This is a genomic window from Arthrobacter sp. N1, from assembly GCF_048288285.1.
GTDB lineage: Bacteria > Actinomycetota > Actinomycetes > Actinomycetales > Micrococcaceae > Arthrobacter_D.
Genome location: NZ_CP102608.1, coordinates 2,871,323 through 2,893,775, shown reverse-complemented (window position 1 = coordinate 2,893,775; position 22,453 = coordinate 2,871,323). Strand labels below are relative to the sequence as shown.

Sequence of the window (22,453 nt, the reverse complement as noted above, 5' to 3'; positions counted from 1 at the left end):
TGAGCCGGCGGCCGCATCGCGCGAACGGCGCCTTTGCGGGCACTGTTCAGGCGCCCGAACCACCTGACAACGCATCGAGGAGTACCCCAGTGACCACCCATGCCTCCGCAGAGGCACCAGACAACGCATCCGTCCTCGCCGAGGAGAAGCAGTCCTTCTTCCGCCAGCCCAGGGCCGTCTGGGCCACGGCCCTCGCGGCCGTCTTCGCCTTCATGGGCATCGGTCTCGTGGACCCCATCCTGCCTGCCATCGCCGAGAACCTCGATGCCTCGCCCAGCCAGGTGTCGCTCCTGTTCACGAGCTACTTCCTCGTCACCGCCGTCGCGATGCTCGTCACCGGCGTCATCTCCTCCCGCATCGGAGGCAAGCGGACCCTGCTCCTCGGTCTCGGGCTGATCGTGGTCTTCGCGTCCCTCGCAGGCCTCTCCGGTGACGTGGCCACACTCGTCGGGTTCCGCGCCGGCTGGGGTCTCGGCAATGCGCTGTTCGTGGCGACGGCGCTCGCCGTGATCGTCGGGGTCGCCAGCGGGGGCACAGCGACGGCGATCATCCTCTACGAGGCCGCACTGGGCCTCGGCATCTCGCTCGGTCCGCTGCTCGGGGCACTGCTGGGCGGCTGGCAGTGGCGCGCACCGTTCTTCGGGACCGCGGGGCTGATGGCCGCGGCTTTCATCGCCCTGGCCGTCCTCCTGCCGGCGACGCCGAAACCCGCGACACGGACCTCCCTGCGTGATCCGCTGCGGGCCCTCCGGCACCGCGGGCTGCGCACCACGGCCTCGAGCGCCCTGTTCTACAACTACGGCTTCTTCACGATCCTCGCCTTCACGCCGTTCGTCCTCGGGATGGACGCCTACGGCATCGGCGCGGTCTTCTTCGGCTGGGGACTCATGGTCGCGGTCTTCTCCGTCCTGGTGGCCCCCGTCCTTCAGCGGCGGCTCGGCACCACGCGCGTCCTGCTGCTGACCCTCGGGTCCCTGGCGCTGGTCCTCGCGGGACTCACGCTCGCCGCGGAGCGCTCGGTGACCGCCGTCGTCGTCCTCGTGATCGTCTCGGGAGCCCTGCTCGGCATCAACAACACCCTGTACACGGAGCTGGCGATGGGCGTCTCGGACGCGCCCCGTCCGGTCGCCTCGGCCGGTTACAACTTCGTCCGCTGGCTGGGTGGGGCGCTGGCGCCGTTCGCTGCGACGAAGCTGGCGGAGCTCTACAGCCCGCAGGCCACCTACGGCGTCGCCGCGGCCATGGTGCTCGTCGCGGCGGGCGTGGTGCTGGCCGGTCGGGCCTCGCTCACCCACGCGGCAGAATAGTCACTCCGCCTCCGGCACGACGGCGTCATCCTGCGAGGATCGACGTCGTCGTGCCGTCCGCCTCACCCGAGTAGAACCGGTCGATGACCGCCCTGAACCACGGCTCCTGCGGTGCAGCCTCGTCGAAGAGGGTCATGGAGGACTGCAGCTTGCGGGCGTCGATACCGCCGAGGATCGCCTGCGGATCGTTCCCGTCCAGCTCGAGCAGCGCGTGGACACACTCCATGAGCCGCGGCCCGAGAACCGGGTGCGCCAGGTAGGCGACCGCTTCGTCGAGCGAGGAGACGGCGTAGCGGACCGACGTCGGGCTGCTTCCCAGGCCGGCGACCTGCGGGAAGACGAACCACATCCAGTGACCCGTCTTATGGCCCTGCCGCAGTTCCGCGAGCGCCTGGTCGTAGGTGCCGTGCGCGTCCTGGGCTTCGACGAAACGGCTCAGGCGGTAGGGATCGGCGGTCATGCGGGCCTCCGTGGCAGAGCAGTGGTGGTGGGGGTGGAATCTTCATCGGTAGCGAACAGGCCTGACACGGCGCCGGGTCCTCGCTAGCCTTTAAGGATGTCGACAATCAATATCACCGAGGCAAGCTTCCCGGAAACCATCGAGGGCAACGACATCGTGTTCGTCGACTTCTGGGCCGAATGGTGCGGGCCGTGCAAGCAGTTCGCCCCCGTGTACGACGCCGTGTCGCAGCAGCACGAGGACGTCACCTTCGCGAAGGTGGACACCGAGGCCGAGCAGTCCCTCGCCGCCGCAGCGGGCATCACATCGATCCCCACGCTGATGGCCTTCCGCGACAAGGTTCTCGTCTTCTCGCAGCCCGGCGCGCTGAACGCCACGCAGTTCGGCGAACTGGTCGACGCCGTGAAGGGCCTGGACATGAAGGCCGTCCACGAGCAGATCGCCCAGCAGCAGCAGCAGCAGCCCGGCGCCGCTGCCGGCGAGTAGCGGTACCCGCACAGGCTCCGCCCGCTCCATCTCCACACAGAAGCCCCGCACTCGAGGAGTGCGGGGCTTTCGCTGTCCAGGGACGGCGGGTGGCCGTCAGGCCGTCGCGCCTCAGGCGGGCTGGTCCGAGCGGACGACCTCCGCGGGCTTCGCGAGCAGGGCGCTCAGCGACTCACCGAGGTCCTGGACCGCGGCACCCTTCAGGTGCGTGTCGAGCACCTCGGTGGATTCCCACTGCTCGGTGAGGACGATCCGCTCCTCCTGAGCATCGGTGATCTCGTAGCGGATGCAGCCCGGCTCCTGCACCACCTGCTCGATCGCGATGTCGAGGGCGAGCTTGACGCGGAAGAACTCTCCGTCCAGCGGGGTGAACACGGCGGTGACGTCTACAGGTTGGGTCATGCCTCCCAGCCTAGTGGTGGCCCGGGCACCCCACCCATCGGTGCGGCACCGGGGCGGGAACAGGTGCGGGAACAGGGGTGGCGGCGGCGTGCCGTCGGCGTATCCGAGGCACGGGACGCCGCCCTCCGATCGCGACCTACCGGCTGCGGTGGTCCTCGGGGGAGAGGCGCGGGCCGAACGTGGGCTTCCGGAACCCGCTCGAGTAGAGCGAGCGCACCACACGCTGCCGCTGCCCCTTCCAGGGCTCGAGCAGCTCGATCATCCCGGCGTCGTCCGTCCTGCGGCCCGTGAGCGCCGCGCCCACGTAGGCGGCGAGGTGGTAGTCACCCACGGAGATCGAGTCGGGGCAGCCGTGCGTGCGCTGCACCACTTCCGCGATCGTCCAGACGCCGATCCCGGGAACGGAGCGCAGCCCGGCGCGGACAGCATCACCGCCCGGCCGTGAGGCGAGTCGTTCGAGTCCGCTCGCCACGAGCGCCGCCTTGAGGATGGTCGCCGACCGCTTGGAGTCGACGCCGGCGCGGTGCCAGTCCCAGGAGGGCACCCGGCGCCACTGCTCGGGGGTCGGCGGGAGGCGCAGCCCTGCCGGTGCCACCTCACCGGTGCCGGGCGCCGCGTCCCCGTACCGTGCCAGCAGGTAGCGCCATGCCCTCTTGGCCTCGATCCCGGTCACTTTCTGCTCCAGGATCACGCGGGCCACGGTATCGAGCATCCGGCCGGACGCCGGAAGGCGCAGGCCCGGATTGAGGTAGCGGCCCTTGCGGGCCAGTTCTGGCAGCGTGGCGCGGAACTCGGCGGTGTCGAAACCGCTCCAGTCGTCGTCGGCGCCGAGGAGCCGGGGCAGCGTGGCGAGGGCCGCGGAAGCGCCGGAGCCCCAGGCCCTCGCCTGCACACGGCTCTGGTTGAGCGACCCGCGCTGCCGGAGGGCGAGCGTCACGGGACCGTCCACCGTGCGGAAGGCCAGCCAGTGGTCGGGGCCCTGGCTGATGAAGCTCGGATCGTGGGCGCCGCACTGCAGCGTGCCGATCGTCCGCGTGAGGTCGTAGGGCCCCTCGGGGATCCACTCGGCCGCCTCCGCGCCGGAGGGGACGACGGCGGGGGCGATACTCATGCGTCCATGGTGCCACGGGCGCGGCCTCCGGCCGAGGCCGCCACGGCGCGACACCTACCCCGCGACGGTACGGGCGATGCTCCCGCCGAGCGACGCCGTCGTGCCCTGGCCGCCGAGGTCCCGCGTGAGCGCGTCCCCACCGGTCGCGAGGGTCGATTCGATCGCGGCCAGGATGCCGGCCGCCGCCTCGGGCTCGCCCAGGTGGTCCAGCATCATGGAGGCGCTCCAGATCTGGCCCACCGGGTTCGCGATCCCCTGGCCCGCGATGTCCGGCGCCGATCCGTGGACCGGCTCGAAGAGGCTCGGGAAGGTGCGGTCCGGATTGATGTTCCCGCTCGGTGCCACGCCGATGGTGCCGGTGCAGGCGGGGCCGAGGTCGGAGAGGATGTCGCCGAAGAGGTTGCTGGCCACCACGACGTCGAACCAGTCGGGGTGCAGGACGAAGTTCGCACACAGGATGTCGATGTGGAACTTGTCCACGCGGACGCCGTCGTAGTGCGCGGCCATCGCCTCCACGCGCTCGTCCCAGTACGGCATGGTGATGGAGATGCCATTGCTCTTGGTGGCCGAGGTGAGGTGCTTCTTCTCCCGCTTCTGTGCGAGCTCGAAGGCGTAGCGGAGGATCCGGTCCACCCCGGTGCGCGTCATGACGGTGTCCTGGATGACGGTCTCGCGCTCCGTCCCCTCGAACATCCGCCCGCCGACGCTCGAGTACTCACCCTCGGTGTTCTCCCGGACCACCCAGAAATCGACGTCGCCCGGCTTCCGGCCGGCGAGCGGGCTCGTGATGCCGGGGAGCAGACGCACCGGGCGGAGGTTCACGTACTGGTCGAAGTGGCGGCGGAACTGCAGCAGGCTGCCCCACAGCGAGACATGGTCCGGGACGACGTCGGGCCAGCCCACCGCGCCGAAGAAGATGGCATCGAAGGTGCGCAGTTCCTCGAACCAGCCGTCGGGCAGCATCTGCCCGTGCGCCTGGTAGTACTCGGCGCTCGCGTAGTCGAAGTCCACGGCGTCCACCCCGAAGCCGTAGCGGTCCGCTGCCGCCCGGAGCGACCGCAGGCCCTCCGGCATGACCTCCTTGCCGATGCCGTCCCCGGCGATGACGGCGATGCGATAGGTCTTCGTCATGGTTCGTGCTCCTCGTCGGCAGGGTGCTTACCGTTCCAGCCTAGGCGCACGGGAGGAAGCGGGTCCGGCCAGTCCGCGGGGCCTTGACGCGGGTCCGGACACCTCGGGGTCCGCGGGAGACCGGCCCGGGTGGGCGTCAGGGGCCCAGCCAGGCCAGGACGGCGACGGCGGCGGGCAGCAGCAGTGCGGTCACCAGCAGCCCGGCGACGGCGAAGGGCACCCATCGGACGGTGACGCCCAGCGACCGGAGCCGCTCGGCCCACAGCAGCGTCGCGAGGGAGCCCCAGGGCGTGACGAGTGGCCCGAGGTTGACGCCGATCAGGAGCGCGGCCAGGCGGAGCGGCGTCGTCCCGGACGGCTCGAGCGCCAGGTAGGCGGGCAGGTTGTTGACCGCGTTGGCACCACCGGCGCCCACCGCGGCGAGTTGCAGCAGGTCCACGAAGCCCTCGCCGTCACCGGCGGCCGGTGCGAGGAAGGCGTCGAGCCCCTGCGCGTGCGCGGTGGTGACCAGGACGAAGAGGCTGAGCGCGAGGAGGAGTGGATTCACCGGGATCAACCGGAAGGTGAGCGTGCCCCGCCGGCGCACGGCGAACAGGACGGTCAGGACGGCGGCGGCGACGGTCGCGCTCAGGGCCACCGGCACGCCGCTGACGAGCGCCGGCAGGAGGAGCACGAGGACGGCGTACCCCGCACGCAACAGCACCGGATCCTCCGTGGCGCGGGCCGGCGCCGGGCTGAAGCGCCCGACGAGATCGCGCCGGAAGATCAGGAGGAGGACTGCGCAGGGAACCACGACACCGACGATCGCCGGGCCCCACACGAGGCCGGCGAAGGCCACCGGACTCAGCCCGAGACGCTCCTGCACCAGGAGGTTCGTCAGGTTGGAGACGGGCAGGAGCAGGGACGCCGTGTTGGCGAGCCACACGATCGTCACGGCGAAGGGGAGCGGCGGAAGCCCGGCGCGCCGGGCGAGGAGGACGACGAGCGGCGTGAGCAGCACCGCCGTCGTGTCCAGGGAGAAGAACACCGTGCACACGACGGCGAGGAGGACGGTCACGAGCCACAGCGCGAGCGTCCGGCCACGCGCGAGACCCGCAGCGGCGGCGATGACCCGCTCGAAGACGCCGGCGGAGAACAGCAGGTCCGTCACCACCGTCATGGCGGCCACGAACAGCAGGATCGGCCAGATCCGGGCCCACAGCTCCGAGAGCTCGGCCCCCGGCAGCAGGCCGGTGACGATACACAGGACGGCGAGGCCGGGCAGGATCGCGCGGGAGGCACTGCGTAGGTTCAAGGGCGGGCTCCGTTCCGCCGGAAAGTATGCCACGCGGCGTCGGCCGCGAGCCCTGCGTGACCGGAGGTATCGGCCGCCCCTGCGGCCCCTGCCGCCACGACCGGGGCTCCGGCGCGGGCCGGGCGCGCATCACGGAATCGTCCCGCGGCGTAACCGGGGCGCGGAGGATCGTTCCCGCAGCCGGTAGCGTTGTGGTCATGAAGTACGCCAATTCCATCGTCGAGCTGATCGGCAACACCCCGCTGGTCAGGCTCAACTCCGTCACCGACGGCATCGCAGCCACCGTCCTCGCAAAGGTCGAGTACCTCAACCCGGGCGGATCGGTGAAGGACCGCATCGCGGCGAAGATCATCGACGCAGCCGAGGCCGAGGGCAAGATCAAGCCCGGTGGCACCATCGTCGAACCGACCTCCGGCAACACCGGCGTCGGCCTCGCCCTCGTCGCGCAGCAGCGCGGCTACAAGTGCGTGTTCGTGGTGCCGGACAAGGTGGGGGAGGACAAGCGCAACGTCCTGAAGGCCTACGGCGCCGAGGTCGTCGTCACGCCGACCGCCGTCGCGCCGGACAGCCCCCAGTCCTACTACGGCGTCTCCGACCGCCTGGTCCGCGAGATCCCGGGCGCCTACAAGCCCGACCAGTTCTCCAACCAGAACGGGCCCCTGAGCCACTACGAGACCACCGGCCCCGAGATCTGGGACGACACCGAGGGCAGGCTCACGCACTTCGTGACCGGCGTCGGCACGGGCGGCACCATCACCGGCACCGGACGGTACCTCAAGGAGGTCTCCGCCGACCGCGCGTCGGGCCCCGTCCGCATCATCGGTGCGGATCCCGATGGCTCCATCTACTCCGGCGGCACGGGCCGTCCCTACTTCGTCGAGGGCGTCGGCGAGGACATGTGGCCGGGCTCCTACGATCCGACCGTCCCCGACGAGATCCTCGCCGTGACGGACGCGGAGAGCTTCGAGATGACCCGTCGCCTCGCCCGCGAGGAGGGCCTGCTCGTCGGCGGCTCGTGCGGCATGGCCGTCGTCGCGGCGCTGCGCGTCGCGCGCACCCTCACGGCCGACGACGTCGTCGTCGTGCTCCTGCCCGACGGCGGCCGCGGCTACCTCGGCAAGATCTTCAACGACGACTGGATGAAGGCCTACGGCTTCATGGACAGTGGCGACGACGCCAGCGTGGGCGAGGTGCTCCGCTCGAAGTCGGGCTCGCTGCCGGATCTCGTGCACACGCACCCCACCGAGACGGTGCGCGATGTCATCTCGATCATGGACGAGTACGGGGTGTCCAGCATCCCCGTGCTGTCCCAGGAACCGCCGGTCAAGATGGGCGAGGTGCTCGGGTCCGTGGACGAACGCTCCTTGACCGCCAAGATCTTCCACGGCGAGGCCAAGCTCACCGACAAGATCTCCGAGCACATGGACGCGAAGCTGCCCCTCATCGGGTCGCTCGAATCCGTCGGGACAGCGCGTGAGCGGCTCCAGGACAGCGACACGCTGATGGTGACGTTCGTCGGGTCCCCGGTGGGAATTCTTACGCGCCACGACTTGCTGACATATATGAGCAAGTAATCCCCCACCACCATTCGCAGGAGCATCGTGACGCACTCTGACGCCCAGGGTTTCAACACCCGAGCCGTCCACGCGGGCCAGACCCCCGACCCTCTCACGGGAGCGGTGATCCCGCCCCTGTACCAGACCACCACGTTCGCGCAGGACGGCATCGGCCAACTGCGCAACGGCTACGAGTACGGCCGCGGCGGCAACCCCACGCGCGACGCGCTGCAGGTGCAGATCGCCGCGCTCGAGGGCGGGAAGCACGCCTTCAGCTTCTCATCCGGCCTCGCCGCCGAGGATGCGCTGATCCGTGCTGCGCTCCGTCCGGGCGACCACATCGTCCTCGGGAACGACGCCTACGGCGGCACCTATCGCCTGATCGACCGCGTGCTGTCCCAGTGGGGCATCACCAACTCCGCCGTCGACATGGCGGACACCGACGCCGTGCAGGCCGCCATCAGCGCGAACAACACCAGGATGGTGTGGGTCGAGACGCCGTCGAACCCGATGATGAAGATCACCGACATCGCGGCGACCGCTCAGCTCGCCCACGACGCCGGGGCCCTGCTCGTCGTCGACAACACCTTCGCGTCGCCCTACCTGCAGCAGCCGCTGACCTTCGGCGCGGACGTCGTCGTGCACTCGACCACCAAGTACATCGGCGGTCACTCCGATGCCAGTGGCGGCGCCGTCGTCGTCGACGACGACGAGCTGGCGGAGAAGATCGGCTTCGTGCAGTTCGCCGTCGGAGCCGTGTCGGCGCCGATGGAGGCCTGGCTGACGACGCGGGGACTCAAGACCTTGGGCGTCCGCATGGACCGGCATTCCTCGAACGCCCTGGCGATCGCCCGCTGGCTGCAGGAGCAGGACGAGGTGGAGCGCGTGTACTACCCGGGCCTGCCCGAGCACCCCGGCCACGACCTCGCCGCGGCGCAGATGAAGGACTTCGGCGGCATGATCTCCGTGACGTTCAGGGGTGGAGCGGAGGCTGCGAAGAAGGTTGCGGAGAACACGAGCGTCTTCATCCTCGCGGAGTCCCTGGGTGGCATCGAGTCGCTCATGAACTACCCGTCGGACATGACGCACGCCTCCGTCAAGGGCACCGAGCTCGCCGTTCCCGAGAACCTGGTCCGGCTGTCCGTCGGCATCGAGGACCTCGAGGACCTCATCGGCGACCTCGAGCAGGCCATCTCGGCACTGCGCTGACAGCTGCTGCACGTGAAGGGCCCCTCCGGTCGGAGGGGCCCTTCGTGTTCTCGGGATCCGCGGGCTTGGAATCGGGCTCGGCGACGGGCTGCGGTGTCGTGCACGTCCTCGGCCCGCGGCGACGCTGATCTGCGGCGTGCCGCGGCCCGACCCGCGCCGGGTCGGTTGAAGCGCGCGCACGACGTCGCGGAGAGTGTCGAGTGCCCGGCAGACCCTAGCGGGACCCGGGCAGCCTGAACCGCTTCTTCGCCTTCGGCTGCGTCAGCTGGAAGTAGTCGCTGCTCTGCGGCAGCCACATGAGCAGCACCGCGACGAGCATGGCCACCGCGACCAGGGACAGCCCCGGGGTGCCCCGCACGATGATGGGGACCCCGACGATGATGCCGATCGTGGAGAGCAGCTCACGCCCGCCCCTCCTGCCCCGCCGCAGCGGGAGCAGGAGGATCAGCTGGAGGACGGCCAGCGCCCCGAACAGTGTGCCGAGCCCGATGAAGCCTGCGCGGTCCGAGTCCTCCATCACCGCGGACGCGATGAACGAGCCGGCCGCGACGGCGAGGAGCACCGAGATCACGAGCCACAGGATGATCGCCGCCCGCAGCGTGAAGGGCCTCGGCGGCAGGGGAGCGGCCACCGACGACGGCCTAGACGCGCGGGGCAACGGTGGCGCTGTGCGTCTCGGTGTCGTAGGAGTAGACCTCCGTGCCGCCGATCCAGACCTGCAGTGCGCGCTGCATGACGTCGAGGGGATCGCCGCTCCACAGGACGAGGTCCGCGTCCTTCCCGACGGCGAGCGAGCCGAGGCGGTCGGCGAGTCCGAGGACCTTCGCGGGGTTGATGGTGATCGACCGCAGCGCGGTCTCCCGGTCCAGCCCCTCCTTGATGGCCAGGGTGGCCTGGTGCACCAGGAAGTTGATCGGAATGACCGGGTGGTCGGTGATGATGGAGATCTCGACGCCGGCCCTCGCCAGCTTGCCCGGGTTCGCGATCGAGCGGCCGCGGAGCTCCACCTTGGACTTGGTGGTGAAGAGGGGGCCGATCAGGACAGGGGTGCCCCGCTCCGCGAGGACGTCCCCGAGCAGGTGGGCCTCGGTGCCGTGGTCCAGCACGAGATCGTAGCCGAACTCGTCGGCGATGCGGATCGCTGTCGCGATGTCGTCGGCACGGTGAGCGTGCTGACGCCACGGGATCTCGCGGCGGAGCACCATGGCCAGGGCCTCCATGTGCGGATCGCGGGCGTTCTCGTCGGCCTTACCCATGTAGTTCTCGGCCTTCATGAAGGCCTCGCGGATCACCAGGGCGGTGCCGAGGCGCGTGGACGGCGTCTTCCCCTTGGCGCCGTAGACCCGCTTCGGGTTCTCCCCGAGGGCGGACTTCAGGCCGCTGGGGGAGCGCAGCACCATCTCCTCGAGGTAGCGCCCGTGCGTGTGGAGGGCGACGGCGAGGCCGCCGATCGGGTTGCCCGAGCCGGGGTTCACATTGACCGTGGTCACGCCGCCCGCGAGGGCGTCGTCGAATCCGGGATCGAAGGGGTTGATGGCGTCGATCGCGCGGACACCGGCGGTGTTCGGGTCCGTCATCTCGTTCGTGTCGTCACCGGCGACGCCCTCACCCTCCTCGTGCGTCCCGAGGTGCACGTGGGCGTCGACGAAACCGGGCAGCAGCCACTTACCGGCGGCATCGACGACGACGGCGCCGTCGGGCACGGTCGCGGAAGCGCCGAGCGCGGAGATCCGCCCGTCCTCGACGACGACAGTGCCGTCGAACGGCTCGCCGTCGATCGGGACGACGTGGGCGTTCGTGATGGCGACGATCTGGGGGGAGGACATCGGTGGATGGACCTTTCGCAGCGGGAGGGGTGATTTCCACCATATCCGCACGGGAGCAGCTTCCCGAGGGGGCGTGCCTACACTGGATGAGCCGTTACCCGCCGAATCCGCGGTGCCCGGCTCCATCCCCGTCCTTCGGAAGGCAAGCATGAGCCAGCGCACTGTCCCGGTGACCCGGCGGGTGCTCGGCGTCGTCGCCGCCCTCGTCGTGGCAGCCGCGCTGGCGACGTGGGCGTACGCCTGGGCCGACTTCATCGGCCTCGACTACCGCGTGTACCGGATGGGCGGGCAGTCCGTGGTCGACGGCGACGGCTCCCTCTACATGCGGTCCTTCGGGGAGGGGGAGGGCTCGCTCCTCTTCACCTATCCGCCGTTCGCGGCGCTCGCCTTCACGGCGTTGACCCTCGTGAGTGCCGAGACCGGTGCCGTGCTCTTCGTGGGACTGTCGGTCCTGATCGCCGCCGCGACCTCGTTCCTCATCACCCGGTATCTCGGCGGCTTCCGGTCGGTGCGCGCCGTGGTCGCCCATCCGTCCGCCCTGCCCCTCGCGATCGCCGGGACCGGGCTCGTGTGCCTGCTGGGGCCGTGGCGCGAGACGATGGCCTTCTCCCAGGTCAACATCCTGCTGTTCGCGATGATCGCGGCCGATCTCCTGTCCGGACCGTGCCGCCGCCTGCCCACGGGCCTGCTCACCGGGATCGCGGCGGGCATCAAGCTCACCCCGCTCGTCTTCGGCCTCTACTTCCTGGCACGCGGCGAGTGGAAGCAGCTGTTCACCATGGCCGCCGGCTTCTTCGGGACCATCGCTCTCGGTTTCCTCCTCCTGCCCTCGGAGTCGGCGACCTACTGGCTGCAGATGCTGCGCGATACGGGACGCATCGGCGGCGAAGGATATGTGGACAACCTGTCGGTCCGTGGGGCCATCCTGCACGTGATGGGCCCCGAGTTCCCGTCGACCGTCCCGTGGCTCATCATCTCCCTGCTCCTCGTCGCGGCGGCCACGTACGTCATCCGCGCGGCGCAGCAGCGTGGGGACCGTTTCCTGCCGATGGCCATGACGGCGCTGCTCATGCTGCTGATCTCACCCATCTCCTGGTCCCACCACTGGGTCTGGATCGTCGTGGTCCTCGCCGTCCTCGCGGGCCAGGCCGTCGGCCTCCCCGCGGAGCTGAAGGCCTACCGGACAACGGCGGCCGTGCTCTTCGTCCCCACCCTGGTGGTGTTCATCTACTCGCCCAAGACCATCGGCCTGCTGTTCGGCGCCGAGGACCTCGACTCGCAGCTGACCACCGGCTGGCTGGTGGCCTCCAGTGCAGGCGTGGTCTGCGCCCTGGCCACGACCGTGTTCTGGGTACTGCTCTCCCGCATCCCGGCACCCCTGTCCACCGCGGGACCGCTCGCGCCGGGAGCCGGCACGAGTGGGGGAGATGCCGGCGGGGAGGGCGTCGTGTCTGAGGACGCACTGCCGGACGACTCCCTCCCCGAGCACACCGCGCGTCACCACGCGCACGAGGACGCCACGGACGACGCACACCAGGACGGCGCGTACGACAACGTCGCGCCCGGCACCCGCCGCCGCTGATGGTGCCCGCAACCCGGCGGACGCTCGTGGCCCCCGTGGGCCGCGGACGCGTCGCCGCCGGATGCGCGATCGCGCTCGTCCTCCCGCCGCTGCTGGAGCTGGCCGTCTTCTCGGTGGGCGGCTCCCTGCTCGCCGTCGATGTCCTGTTCCAGATCGCGGGCGTCATCGCGGTCGCGCTGATCGGGGGACTGTGGCCGGCGCTGCTGGCCGCCCTCTGGAGCAGCATCATCCTGATCTACACCTCGACCGAGCCGTTCGGTTCCCTCGAGATCTCCGAGGCCGAGAACGTCGCCACGGTGCTGATCTTCATCGCGGTGGCGGTGACGGTGTCCCTCGTCGTCGGACTGTCCGCACGTCGCTCGCGAGAAGCGGCGATGGCGCAGCAGGAAGCCGCGCTGCTCGGCGACCTCGCGCGGGGAGCGCTCGCCGAGGAGGACACGCTGCAGGGTTTCCTCCGCCACGTCCAGGCCCAGTTCGATGCCGACGCCGTCGTCCTGTTCGCCGGTGCAGCGGACGGCGGCCCGGCGGACGGCGGGTCGGCGGTCAGTGGGGCGGGCCGTGGGGGGTCCGCGGAGCAGGGCCGCGACGGAGGGACCGGGATGGAGCGCAGGGCACTGGCCGTCCGGCCCGGGCCGGACGGCAGCGCCGCGGGTGAGCCGGTCCGCCGTCAGGACCGGCAGGACCGGGCGGTTCGGCGGACTCCCGCCGGCCCCGCCGATCCCTGGCCGATCGGTGCGGCGACCGCCGTCGAGCAGGTGGGCGACGACGTCTCGCTGGCTCTCTTCGGCACGGCCCTCTCCGCCCGGGAGCGTGGGCTCCTGCGCGCCTTCGCGGGGCAGCTCCGCGCCCTGCTGCAGCGGCAGGAACTCCTCGCCAGCACGCGGACCAACCGGAGGCTGGTCGAGGGCAACGTCATGCGCACCGCCATCCTCAGATCCGTCTCGCACGATCTCCGCACGCCGCTGGCCGGGATCAAACTGGCCGTCAGCAGCCTCCGGCGCTCGGACGTCACCTTCTCGCAGGAGGACGAGGACGAGCTGCTCGCGACCATCGAGGACTACTCGGACCGCCTGGACGCCCTCGTGAACAACCTGCTCGACATGTCGCGCATCAGCGGCGACGCCGTCAACCCGCACCTGCGGCCGCTCAGGTGGACCGACGTCGTCGGCCCCGCGCTCGCCAACGTGCCGGGGGACCGCGTGCACGTGGCCATCCCGCCGAACCTGCCGGCCGTCGACGCGGACCCGGGACTGCTGGAGCGTGTCGTCGCGAACATCGTCGAGAACGCCGTGAAGTACGCACCGGGCTCCGCCGTCGAGATCACCGCTTCCGCGGGTGGTACCGGCCGCGCCCTCGTCAACGGCTTCCCGGCCGGCGAACTGCGCGTGATCGACCACGGGCGCGGAGTGTCGCGCGACGACGTGGAGGCCATGTTCCGGCCGTTCCAGCGGCTCGACGACGCCCCGTCCGGCGCCGGCGTGGGGCTGGGCCTCGCGGTCGCCAAGGGATTCACGGAGGTCATGGGCGGGATGCTCGACGCCGAACAGACACCGGGCGGCGGCCTCACCCTCGTCATCAGGCTGCCCATCTCCACCGGAGCGGTGGAGCTGTGACGCGCGTGCTGGTGGTCGACGACGAACCGCAGCTCCTTCGCGCCCTGGAGATCAACCTCCGCGCGTACGGCTACCAGTGCGTGACGGCCGTGGACGGCGAGACGGCGCTCGGGGCCGCGGCGGAGCACCACCCGGACATCATCGTGCTGGACCTCGGCCTGCCGGACATCGACGGCGTCGAGGTCATCCGCCGCATCCGCGGCTGGTCGCAGGTCCACATCATCGTGCTCTCCGCCCGGCACGGTTCCGAGGACAAGGTGGACGCACTCGACGCCGGAGCCGACGACTACGTGACGAAGCCCTTCGGACTGGACGAGCTCCTGGCCCGGCTGCGGGCGGCCGCGCGGCGTGCATTGGTCGAGGCCGAAGCGCCGGTCATCACCACGCCGGACTTCACCCTCGACGCAGGGGCCCGGAGGGTGATCAGGGGCGGCAAGGACGTCCGGCTCACACCCACGGAGTGGAAGATCGTGGACCGGCTGATCGCGCATCCCGGGAAGCTCGTCACCCAGCAGCAGCTTCTCCTCGACGTCTGGGGGCCCGCCTACGCGAAGGACGTGCAGTACCTCCGGGTGTACATGGCGCAGCTGCGCAAGAAGCTCGAACGGGACCCGGCGGCGCCGCGCCACTTCGTGACGGAGAGCGGCATGGGGTACCGCTTCGAACCCTGACCGTGCCCGCGCGAGCCGACCCCTAGGATGGTCCCCATGACCACCGGAACGCTCCTCGCCGTCTGTCGTGTGCACGAGCTCATGCCCACGAAGGACTCCACCGGTGTGACCGCCATCGACAAGCGGCCGGTCGAGGGTCCCGTCACCGTGCACCCGCTCGGTCTCACGGGGGACATCCAGGCCAGCAGGAAGCACCACGGCGGTCCCACGAAGGCCGTCTACGCCTATGCGCAGGACGATGCCGACTTCTGGTCGGCAGAACTCGGGCGCGAGGTCACGCCCGGGCTGTTCGGCGAGAACCTCCGGGTCTCCGGCGTCGATGCCTCGCACGCGGTGATCGGTGAACGCTGGAGTGTCGGTGATCAGGTGGTGCTGGAAGTGACCATGCCCCGGACGCCGTGCGTGAACTTCGCGCGCTACCTGGGCGAGCGGTCGTGGGTCAGGCGTTTCGCCGAGGCCAACCGCGTGGGCACCTATCTCAGCGTCGTGACGAAGGGGAGCATCTCGGCCGGGGACACCATCCGGGTCACGGAGATCCCCGACCACGGCATCACCGCGGCGCAGGTCTACGCCGGCCTGTCGGAGGGGCAGGCGCAGTCCCTCCTCGGCGCCGCCGACTCGACAGGACTGAAGCTCACCCCCCAGGTGCGGAAGGCAGCGCTGCAGGCCCTGAGAGTGGCGTCGTTCGCCTGACGTGCCGAAGGTCACGCGCCCCATGTCGCCCTCCCGGCGCATGCGGGGGCCAGCATGCCGTAGACTGGGAACATCCCCCACACCGGTATTCCCTTTATTTCCGCCCCTCATCGGGCCGGATAGGTTGTGTTGGGGCTCGGAGCACAGACTCGCGAGCAGATTCATCAGGGAGCGCCGGCTAGAAGAAAAGTCACACATCACTGCTGTGAGAGCAGCGAACCACGTGTGGCGAGAAGTCCTGCCGCGGGATTGAAACAGTGCCGGATTTCTATGTTCATTCGGCACTCCGGGCTCCACCCCGTAGGGCCGACCGGCACCTACCTGGAGGATTCTTCCCGTGCCTGAAAACCTGTCCGAGCAGATCATCGACACCACTCCCGTCACCGAGGCGACCGCAGCGGCTCCCGCCGGCGCACCGGACGACGACGACGTGAGCATCCGCTTCACCGAGCTCAACCTCGACGGCCGCATCCTCGCCGCCCTGACCGACCTCGGCTACGAGAAGCCGTCGCCCATCCAGGCGGCCACCATCCCCGCACTCCTCGAAGGCCGCGACGTCGTGGGCCTGGCGCAGACCGGTACCGGCAAGACCGCCGCGTTCGCCGTCCCGGCGCTCTCGAAGATGGCGGAGCTCGCCGACGTCAACGGCGGTCCCAGCAAGAACACGCAGGTCCTGGTGCTCGCACCGACCCGCGAGCTCGCGCTCCAGGTGGCCGACGCCTTCACGTCCTACGCCAAGCACATGGACGGTTTCACCGTCCTTCCCGTGTACGGCGGATCCCCGTACGGCCCGCAGCTCAACGGCCTCCGCCGTGGCGCGCAGGTCGTCGTCGGAACGCCCGGGCGTGTCATCGACCACATCGAGAAGGGGTCGCTCGACCTGTCCAACCTCGAGTACGTGGTGCTCGACGAGGCCGACGAGATGCTCCGCATGGGCTTCGCCGAGGACGTCGAGAAGATCCTCTCCTCCACGCCCGAGGAGAAGCAGGTCGCCCTGTTCTCGGCGACCATGCCCCCGGCCATCCGCCGCATCGCCAAGAAGTACCTGAATGATCCGGCCGAGATCTCGGTCAAGGGTAAGACGACCACGGGCACCAACACGCGTCAGCGCTACCTGCAGGTCATGGGCCCGCACAAGCTCGATGCGATGACCCGCATCCTCGAGGTGGAGGACTACGACGGCATCATCGCCTTCGTCCGCACCAAGGCGGCTACCGAAGACCTGGCGGACAAGTTGCGTTCACGGGGCTTCTCGGCAGCAGCCATCAACGGGGACATCCCGCAGCAGCAGCGTGAGCGCACGGTCGAGGCCCTGCGTGACGGAAAGATCGACATCCTCGTCGCCACGGACGTCGCCGCCCGTGGCCTCGATGTGGAGCGCATCTCGCTCGTCGTGAACTACGACATCCCGAACGACACCGAGTCCTACGTCCACCGCATCGGCCGCACCGGCCGTGCAGGGCGCTCGGGTGACGCCATCCTCTTCATCACCCCGCGTGAGAAGTACCTGCTGCGGTCGATCGAGAAGGCCACGCGCCAGCCGGTCGAGCAGATGCAGCTGCCCTCCACGGCCAAGATCAACGAGCTGCGCCTCAGCAAGTTCGCGGACAAGATCACGCAGACGCTCGCCGGCAAGGACGTGGCCCTGTTCCGCGACCTCATCGCCACCTACGAGCGCGAGCACGACGTGCCCGCGACCGAGATCGCTGCCGCCCTCGCCGTCATGGCGCAGAACGGCCAGCCGATCCTCGTCCAGGACATCCCCGTGGCACCCGCCGGTCAGCGCGAGCGGGCCGAGGGCCGCAAGGACGCCTTCGGATCGCGCGGACCCACGCGGACCCTCACCGAGGGCAACGCCACCTACCGAATCGCGGTGGGCCGTCGCCAGCGCGTGATGCCGGGCTCCATCGTCGGTGCGATCGCCAACGAGGGCGGGATCTCGTCCTCGCAGATCGGCGGCATCGACATCCGGGCCGACCACAGCCTCGTGGAACTCCCGGCGGACCTCTCGACCGATCAACTGCGGGCTCTCTCCCGCACACGGATCGGTGGCGAGCTGATCCACCTCGAGCTGGACAAGGGCCGCAAGCCCTCGGGCAGCCGTGGCGCCGGCGAGTTCAAGAAGCCCTTCAAGAAGGACTTCCCCAAGCGCGACGGCGACACCCGCTTCTCGGGCGATGCCAACCGCAAGCCACGCTCGAAGGGCGCGGGAGCCGGGGCCGGACGCTCCAGCGCCCAGTCCGACCAGTGGTAGGAATCAGCTCGTAGAACCCCGTCGGACCCGTGCCTGGGCACGGGTCCGACGCGGAACCGCGGTACCGCTCCTGAGGGCGGTCCACGATTTCGCACCAACGGTCGGGAACTGGTAAAGTTTCTTGCTGTTGCCCCCCTAGCTCAGTGGTAGAGCGCGTTCTTGGTAAGAACGAGGTCACCGGATCGATTCCGGTGGGGGGCTCGCAAATGAGGGGCCCGTGACGATCAGACGATCGGTGCGGGCAGCCTCGTTTAGGGCGGTGTAGCTCAGCTGGTTAGAGCGCACGACTCATAATCGTGAGGTCCCGGGATCGAGTCCCGGCACCGCTACCTCGCAGGACAGGGAAGGCCCCGGAGCTTCGGCTCCGGGGCCTTCTGCGTTCCCTCCGCTGTGGCGTCAGCCCGCGGCGCTCTCCGCGTCCTCGGATGCCGGCGCGTCGCCCCTGAGGGCTGCGTCGCGATCCACCTGGCGGCGATCGAGCTCCTCGCGAAGATCATGGTGCCGGCCCTCCGTCTCCGCATCCACGTCACCGTCGCGGATGTACTGGAGATCCCGGTCACGGTGGTTCCTGCTGTTCAGGATGTCGAGGTCATCCCGATCGACGGACGAGAGATCCTCGGGGAAGTCCTTCTCCGGGTCCAACCTGCTGCTATCACTCACGAACTGCCTCATTCACGCGCTCAACCCGATGTGCCCCTTCTTCTAGAGGCGAGACAGACACTACCGCAGCACTCCGACCCCGTCTGCACGCGTCGGCGGGACAGGTGGCTCCCCCCGCATGGCTCGCGCCGCCCGGCAGCGCTACGGTGGCACGGTGGATGATCGACGGCAGGCCTGGCGGGTGACGGCGGTGCTGGTCGCCGCGACGGCGCTGATCGGCGGCTGCTCGGCGGCGGCCGACGTGCGGCCCTTCCCTGCGGGGGTGCCCTGGGACTACCAGCTCGGCGGATCCTATCCGCCCGCGGAGGGCACCGGCGTCGTCGTCCGGGAGCTGTCCGACGGACCGGCCGACGGCGTGTACTCGATCTGCTATGTCAATGCCTTCCAGACGCAGCCCGGCGCGTCCTCCGGGTGGCTGGCCGACGGCCTCGTCCTGACGATCGACGGCGAGCCGCTCGCCGACCCCGACTGGCCGGACGAGTACCTGCTGGACACGGGGACGGAGGCGAAGCGGACCGCCATCGCCGCCCGGACCGGAGCCGTCCTCAAGGAATGCGCGGACCGTGGCTTCGACGCCGTCGAACTGGACAATCTCGATTCCTACGTCCGGTCGGACGGGCTGCTCGTCCTCGACGACAACAGGGCACTGGCGACGGCGCTCGTGGCGGCGGCGCAGCGGCTGGGGCTGCTGGTGGGCCAGAAGAACGCGGCCGAGGACACGGCGGAGCTGGCGGGCGCCGGTTTCGACTTCGCCATCGCCGAGCAGTGCGTGGAGTTCGGTGAGTGCGGGGAGTACGCGGCGCAGTACGGTGACGCGGTGCTCGCCGTCGAGTATCCGGGACCGACGACGGACGCCTGCGCCGATGGGGACCGGCCGTCGTCGACGGTGGTGCGGGACCGGGAACTCTCGAGGCCCGGCGATGTCGGCTATCTGTTCCGGAGGTGCTGACCGCGTCCGCAGCGATCCGTCCCGGCGCGGGGGGAACGGCGAAGCCCGGCAGGTCCTCCTGCCGGGCTCCATGCCGTCGGGTGATGACTAGCGCCTGCCCCGGGCGGCGTCCTTGACGGACTGCGGGGTCGGGCGACCGAGTTGCTGGTCGAGGGCGACCCGCAGCCGGGCCTTGGCGGCGGTGACCCGCGATGTGTCGGCCGGCCGTCGGTCGGTACCCGGGGCGGGCGGAGGTGTCCGTACTGGTGCCCTGTCGGTCATGCGACCTCTCCTTCCACTCGTCCTGCCCGATTCTCCGGTACCGCCGTCGGGCAGTCCAGCGCCCGCACCCTCGGGATCGGCCGTGGGGTTGCCCCCCCAGATCGCGTCCAGGATCAGGCGGTCCTCCTCGGTGGCCAGCTCGCTGTAGGACAGCTGCAGCAGCGCCTCGATACCCGCTTCCTGCCGTACCGGGTCGAGCGACGTCGCGGCGTCGCTCGCCCACTGCGTCCGCCGCCACCACTCCGCACGGTCGTCCGCGCGCCGTCTCTGGTCGAGGGTGGCGCGGTCCGCCGCGGCGCGCTGGCGCAGGGTCGCGAATGCCGTCAGCGTCGCCAGCACCGCCGCGAGGAGGACGGCGAAGGGCGCGAGCGCACCGACGACCTCCCACCAGGACGGCCCGTCGGACACCAGGTCGACGACGATCGGATCCGGCGGCAGGGCGAGAGCTGGGGCGGACATGGCGCCAGCGTAGTCTCCGCCCCTGCCCTTCAGGGGCCCCTGCCGCATCCGGCCCGGGCGCCCGCGCCGATCAGCCCGTGCGCACCGCCAGGAGGACGGCATCGCTGATCGCGTGCTCGTGACCGTCGGGCGAGCGCTCGACGCGCGGACGGGACTCGCACACGCGGACATCCCAGGAGTCGTCGAGCAGGGCCGCGATCTCCTGGGCCGTGAAGTAGAGGTCGGCCTGGTGCGGCCGTCCTACCCCGGAGTGCAGGTCGGAGGGATCGTGCGCCACGATCAGCAGGGTCCCCCCGACGGCCACGCGGCTCGCGAGTTCCCCGAAGACCCGTGAGCGGTGCGGCTCGGGCAGGTGCATGAACTGGATCGACACGAGGTCGAGGTCGCGGGGCAGGTCCGGTGAGGCCAGGAGGTCCACCTGCTGCCAGTGCAGGCGATCCGCGAGGGACGGGTCGAGTGCCGCCGAGTGCGCCCGGGCCCGGTCCAGGGCGACCTCGGACACGTCGATCCCGAGGACGTCCCAGCCCTGATCGGCGAGCCAGGCGGCGTCCGCGCCCTCCCCGCAGCCGACGTCGAGCGCGGAGCCCGGCCGCAGGCCATCCACCTCGGCCACGAGATGCCGGTTCGGCTTCCCGCTCCAGATGCGGTCCCGCTGCCGGTACCTCGCGTCCCAGAACTCCTGCGTGTACTCAACCAGCACGGCGTACTCCTTCGTCCAGTGACTGCGTCGTCGCTCCCGCAGCGGCGCTGATGACCGCCCCATCATCCAACCCGTGGCGCCGGTCGCCAAGGACACCGGCCGAGACCTCGGCCTCCACCGCCGCGGAGAAGGGCCCGCTCCGGCCCTCGACCGCCCAGGCCGTCTCCTCCTCGATCAGGTGGGCGTTGATCATCGCCCCGGCCGTCATGCCCTCCGCGGCCGCGACGATCACCTGGGCCGAGACGTTCGAGACGTTCCCCGCCACGTAGACGCCCGGCACCGCCGTGGTGCCCATGGGGCCGGGTTCGAGGAAGGTGCCCATGCCCGTGGGGTGGTCCCGGAGCTCGAGGCCCAGCTCCTCGGCGAGTCCGCCCCGGGCGTTCATCCTGCTCCCGACGGCGAGGGCCTGGAGGTCGAAGCCCGTCCCGTCCGCCAGGGTCACCCCCGTCAGTCCGCCGTCGATCGAGTCCACGGAGGCGACGGCGCCGTCGACGACGCGCACGGACCGCGCCGCCAGTTTCTCCCACTCCTCGTCGGAGGGGATCAGCGTGTCGTTCAGGAAGAGGGTGATGTTCTCCGACCACTGCCTGAACAGGAGGGCCTGGTGCGCGGACAGGGCGCCGGTCGCGAGGATGCCGATGTTCTGCCCACGGATCTCGTAGCCGTGGCAGTAGGGGCAGTGCACGACGCCCGAGCCCCACTGCTCCCGGAGACCCGGGATGTCCGGGAGGCCGTCCTGCAGGCCCGTGGCCAGGAGGACCCGACGCCCCGTCACGGTCCGGCCGTCGTCGAGCTCCACCTCGAAGCCCTCGGCCACGCGGCGTGCACCGACTGCCTCGGCGGTCACGACGGCCGTCCCGTAGGCCTCCGCCTCGGCGCGGCCGGCGGCGAGGAGGGCGAGAGGGTTCATGCCCTCCCGCGAGAGGTACCCATGGACGCCGTCGGCGGGGGCGTTGCGGGGGGCACCGGCGTCGATGACGAGGACGCGGCGCAGCGCCCGGCCCAGCGTGACGGCGGCGCTCAATCCCGCTGCGCCGCCGCCGATCACGACGACGTCGTACCGGGCGCTGGGGGTGTCGATGGTGCGTGGCATGCGCGTTCTCCTTCGGAAGTACTGGTCCACCAAGCATCCGCAGTCACGACCAGAAGGGCAAAGTATCTTGCCGCTATGGCAAACTAGCAGCATGACGACTGAACTCGACGCGGTCCTCGGGGCCGTCGGACCCCGGCTCCGCGCCCTGAGGGCCCAGCGGAACCTGACCCTGACCGAGGTGTCCGCGGCGTCGGGCGTCTCCGTCAGTACCCTCTCGCGGCTCGAGGCGGGGCGGCGCCGCCCCAATCTCGAGCTGCTCCTGCCCATCGCGAAGCTCTACGGGGTGCCCCTCGACGACCTCGTGGGCGCACCCCCCACGGGGGACCCGCGCATCCACCTCCGTCCGATCGAGCACCGGGGGATCACGGCGATCCCGCTGACCAGACGACCAGGAGGGGTCCAGGCGTTCAAGATGGTGCTCGCCGGGGACGCGCGCGGCGCGGACCCGGACCCCCAGGTCCACGAGGGCTACGAGTGGCTCTACATCCTCAACGGGTCCCTGCGGCTCGTACTCGGGGAGAACGACTTCGTGCTCGGGCCCGGGGAGGCGGCGGAGTTCGACACGCACACGCCGCACTGGTTCGCCAGCGCCGACGGACGCACCGTGGAATTCATCAGCCTGTTCGGGAAGCAGGGGGAGCGGATGCATGTCAGGGCGCGTCCACAGCGCGCCGACAGGGCCGGGACCACTTCATCGGCGTCCTTATAGGATGAGCGCAGTCGGAACGACTGACAG

The 22,453-nt window shown here is 70.3% G+C and carries 22 protein-coding genes and 2 tRNA genes; 13 read left to right on the top strand and 11 right to left on the bottom strand.

The annotated features are described in order from the left end of the window. Positions 1 to 89: 89 nt before the first annotated feature. Positions 90 to 1,307 carry an MFS transporter gene (locus tag NVV32_RS13430; protein ID WP_055767884.1) on the top strand — a complete coding sequence of 406 codons (1,218 nt, stop codon included), beginning with the start codon at positions 90 to 92 and terminating at the stop codon, positions 1,305 to 1,307. 25 nt (positions 1,308 to 1,332) lie between these two features. On the opposite strand, the gene NVV32_RS13425 is transcribed toward NVV32_RS13430, so the two are convergent. Further along, on the bottom strand, positions 1,333 to 1,767 hold the full coding sequence (locus NVV32_RS13425) for a DUF1810 domain-containing protein (RefSeq protein ID WP_422390481.1): 435 nt from the start codon (positions 1,765 to 1,767) through the stop codon (positions 1,333 to 1,335). A 96-nt stretch (positions 1,768 to 1,863) separates the two neighbouring features. On the opposite strand from NVV32_RS13425, the gene trxA reads away from it, so the two are divergent. Continuing rightward, positions 1,864 to 2,253: a thioredoxin gene (trxA, locus tag NVV32_RS13420; protein ID WP_422390480.1), complete on the top strand. Its 390-nt coding sequence runs from the start codon at positions 1,864 to 1,866 to the stop codon at positions 2,251 to 2,253. A 111-nt stretch (positions 2,254 to 2,364) separates the two neighbouring features. Here the strand turns inward: trxA and NVV32_RS13415 are convergent, their stop codons facing one another. The 4 genes from NVV32_RS13415 to NVV32_RS13400 all read right to left on the bottom strand — a co-directional run bounded on the left by NVV32_RS13415 (position 2,365) and on the right by NVV32_RS13400 (position 6,191). After that, positions 2,365 to 2,655: a putative quinol monooxygenase gene (locus tag NVV32_RS13415; RefSeq protein WP_055767892.1), complete on the bottom strand. Its 291-nt coding sequence runs from the start codon at positions 2,653 to 2,655 to the stop codon at positions 2,365 to 2,367. Between the two features lie 136 nt (positions 2,656 to 2,791). After that, positions 2,792 to 3,766 carry a DNA-3-methyladenine glycosylase family protein gene (locus tag NVV32_RS13410; protein ID WP_422390479.1) on the bottom strand — a complete coding sequence of 325 codons (975 nt, stop codon included), beginning with the start codon at positions 3,764 to 3,766 and terminating at the stop codon, positions 2,792 to 2,794. Positions 3,767 to 3,820: 54 nt separating this feature from the next. Continuing rightward, positions 3,821 to 4,897: a tartrate dehydrogenase gene (locus NVV32_RS13405; protein WP_055767899.1), complete on the bottom strand. Its 1,077-nt coding sequence runs from the start codon at positions 4,895 to 4,897 to the stop codon at positions 3,821 to 3,823. 136 nt (positions 4,898 to 5,033) lie between these two features. Then, complete coding sequence (locus NVV32_RS13400; protein ID WP_055767902.1) at positions 5,034 to 6,191, bottom strand: SLC13 family permease; 1,158 nt, start codon at positions 6,189 to 6,191, stop codon at positions 5,034 to 5,036. 197 nt (positions 6,192 to 6,388) lie between these two features. Between NVV32_RS13400 and NVV32_RS13395 the strand changes: the two genes are divergently transcribed. Next, positions 6,389 to 7,765 carry a cystathionine beta-synthase gene (locus tag NVV32_RS13395; protein ID WP_422390478.1) on the top strand — a complete coding sequence of 459 codons (1,377 nt, stop codon included), beginning with the start codon at positions 6,389 to 6,391 and terminating at the stop codon, positions 7,763 to 7,765. 27 nt (positions 7,766 to 7,792) lie between these two features. Then, a complete protein-coding gene (locus tag NVV32_RS13390; protein ID WP_422390477.1) occupies positions 7,793 to 8,956 on the top strand; it encodes a cystathionine gamma-synthase in 1,164 nt (387 codons plus the stop codon). A 214-nt stretch (positions 8,957 to 9,170) separates the two neighbouring features. Here NVV32_RS13390 and NVV32_RS13385 read toward each other — a convergent pair whose 3' ends face one another. Beyond that, positions 9,171 to 9,587: a hypothetical protein gene (locus NVV32_RS13385; RefSeq protein WP_055767909.1), complete on the bottom strand. Its 417-nt coding sequence runs from the start codon at positions 9,585 to 9,587 to the stop codon at positions 9,171 to 9,173. Positions 9,588 to 9,597: 10 nt separating this feature from the next. Further along, the gene (locus NVV32_RS13380) at positions 9,598 to 10,782 is read right to left on the bottom strand and encodes an amidohydrolase (RefSeq protein ID WP_422390476.1); all 1,185 of its coding nucleotides are present in this window, start codon (positions 10,780 to 10,782) and stop codon (positions 9,598 to 9,600) included. Positions 10,783 to 10,930: 148 nt separating this feature from the next. On the opposite strand from NVV32_RS13380, the gene NVV32_RS13375 reads away from it, so the two are divergent. From NVV32_RS13375 to NVV32_RS13345, 7 genes are all read left to right on the top strand, one after another. Then, positions 10,931 to 12,364: a glycosyltransferase 87 family protein gene (locus NVV32_RS13375; RefSeq protein WP_422390475.1), complete on the top strand. Its 1,434-nt coding sequence runs from the start codon at positions 10,931 to 10,933 to the stop codon at positions 12,362 to 12,364. Next, positions 12,364 to 13,977, top strand: coding sequence for an ATP-binding protein (locus tag NVV32_RS13370; RefSeq protein ID WP_422390474.1), 1,614 nt, complete (start codon positions 12,364 to 12,366; stop codon positions 13,975 to 13,977). Before NVV32_RS13375 ends, NVV32_RS13370 begins: the two co-directional genes overlap by 1 nt. Then, positions 13,974 to 14,648 carry a response regulator gene (locus tag NVV32_RS13365; protein ID WP_422390473.1) on the top strand — a complete coding sequence of 225 codons (675 nt, stop codon included), beginning with the start codon at positions 13,974 to 13,976 and terminating at the stop codon, positions 14,646 to 14,648. The genes NVV32_RS13370 and NVV32_RS13365 overlap by 4 nt, the downstream gene beginning before the upstream one ends. A gap of 36 nt (positions 14,649 to 14,684) precedes the next feature. Further along, a complete protein-coding gene (locus NVV32_RS13360; RefSeq protein ID WP_422390472.1) occupies positions 14,685 to 15,341 on the top strand; it encodes an MOSC domain-containing protein in 657 nt (218 codons plus the stop codon). Between the two features lie 337 nt (positions 15,342 to 15,678). Continuing rightward, complete coding sequence (locus NVV32_RS13355; RefSeq protein ID WP_422390471.1) at positions 15,679 to 17,595, top strand: DEAD/DEAH box helicase; 1,917 nt, start codon at positions 15,679 to 15,681, stop codon at positions 17,593 to 17,595. A gap of 129 nt (positions 17,596 to 17,724) precedes the next feature. After that, positions 17,725 to 17,796 (top strand) — tRNA-Thr (locus tag NVV32_RS13350). 54 nt (positions 17,797 to 17,850) lie between these two features. Continuing rightward, positions 17,851 to 17,924, top strand: a tRNA-Met gene (locus NVV32_RS13345). A 67-nt stretch (positions 17,925 to 17,991) separates the two neighbouring features. Here NVV32_RS13345 and NVV32_RS13340 read toward each other — a convergent pair. Next, positions 17,992 to 18,255, bottom strand: a complete 264-nt coding sequence (locus NVV32_RS13340) for a hypothetical protein (RefSeq protein WP_152812481.1) — start codon at positions 18,253 to 18,255, stop codon at positions 17,992 to 17,994. A gap of 118 nt (positions 18,256 to 18,373) precedes the next feature. Here NVV32_RS13340 and NVV32_RS13335 point away from each other — a divergent pair, with 118 nt between their 5' ends. Then, positions 18,374 to 19,204 (top strand): endo alpha-1,4 polygalactosaminidase, encoded by an 831-nt coding sequence (locus tag NVV32_RS13335; protein WP_422390470.1) that lies wholly within the window; start codon positions 18,374 to 18,376, stop codon positions 19,202 to 19,204. Between the two features lie 87 nt (positions 19,205 to 19,291). Here the strand turns inward: NVV32_RS13335 and NVV32_RS13330 are convergent, their stop codons facing one another. The 3 genes from NVV32_RS13330 to NVV32_RS13320 all read right to left on the bottom strand — a co-directional run bounded on the left by NVV32_RS13330 (position 19,292) and on the right by NVV32_RS13320 (position 21,717). Then, positions 19,292 to 19,924, bottom strand: a complete 633-nt coding sequence (locus NVV32_RS13330) for a hypothetical protein (RefSeq protein ID WP_422390469.1) — start codon at positions 19,922 to 19,924, stop codon at positions 19,292 to 19,294. 70 nt (positions 19,925 to 19,994) lie between these two features. Next, complete coding sequence (locus NVV32_RS13325) at positions 19,995 to 20,624, bottom strand: class I SAM-dependent methyltransferase (RefSeq protein WP_422390468.1); 630 nt, start codon at positions 20,622 to 20,624, stop codon at positions 19,995 to 19,997. Next, on the bottom strand, positions 20,614 to 21,717 hold the full coding sequence (locus tag NVV32_RS13320) for an NAD(P)/FAD-dependent oxidoreductase (protein WP_422390467.1): 1,104 nt from the start codon (positions 21,715 to 21,717) through the stop codon (positions 20,614 to 20,616). Before NVV32_RS13320 ends, NVV32_RS13325 begins: the two co-directional genes overlap by 11 nt. A gap of 91 nt (positions 21,718 to 21,808) precedes the next feature. On the opposite strand from NVV32_RS13320, the gene NVV32_RS13315 reads away from it, so the two are divergent. Further along, entirely contained in the window at positions 21,809 to 22,426 is a 618-nt protein-coding gene (locus NVV32_RS13315) for a helix-turn-helix domain-containing protein (RefSeq protein ID WP_422390466.1), read from the top strand. The last annotated feature ends 27 nt before the right edge of the window (positions 22,427 to 22,453 follow it).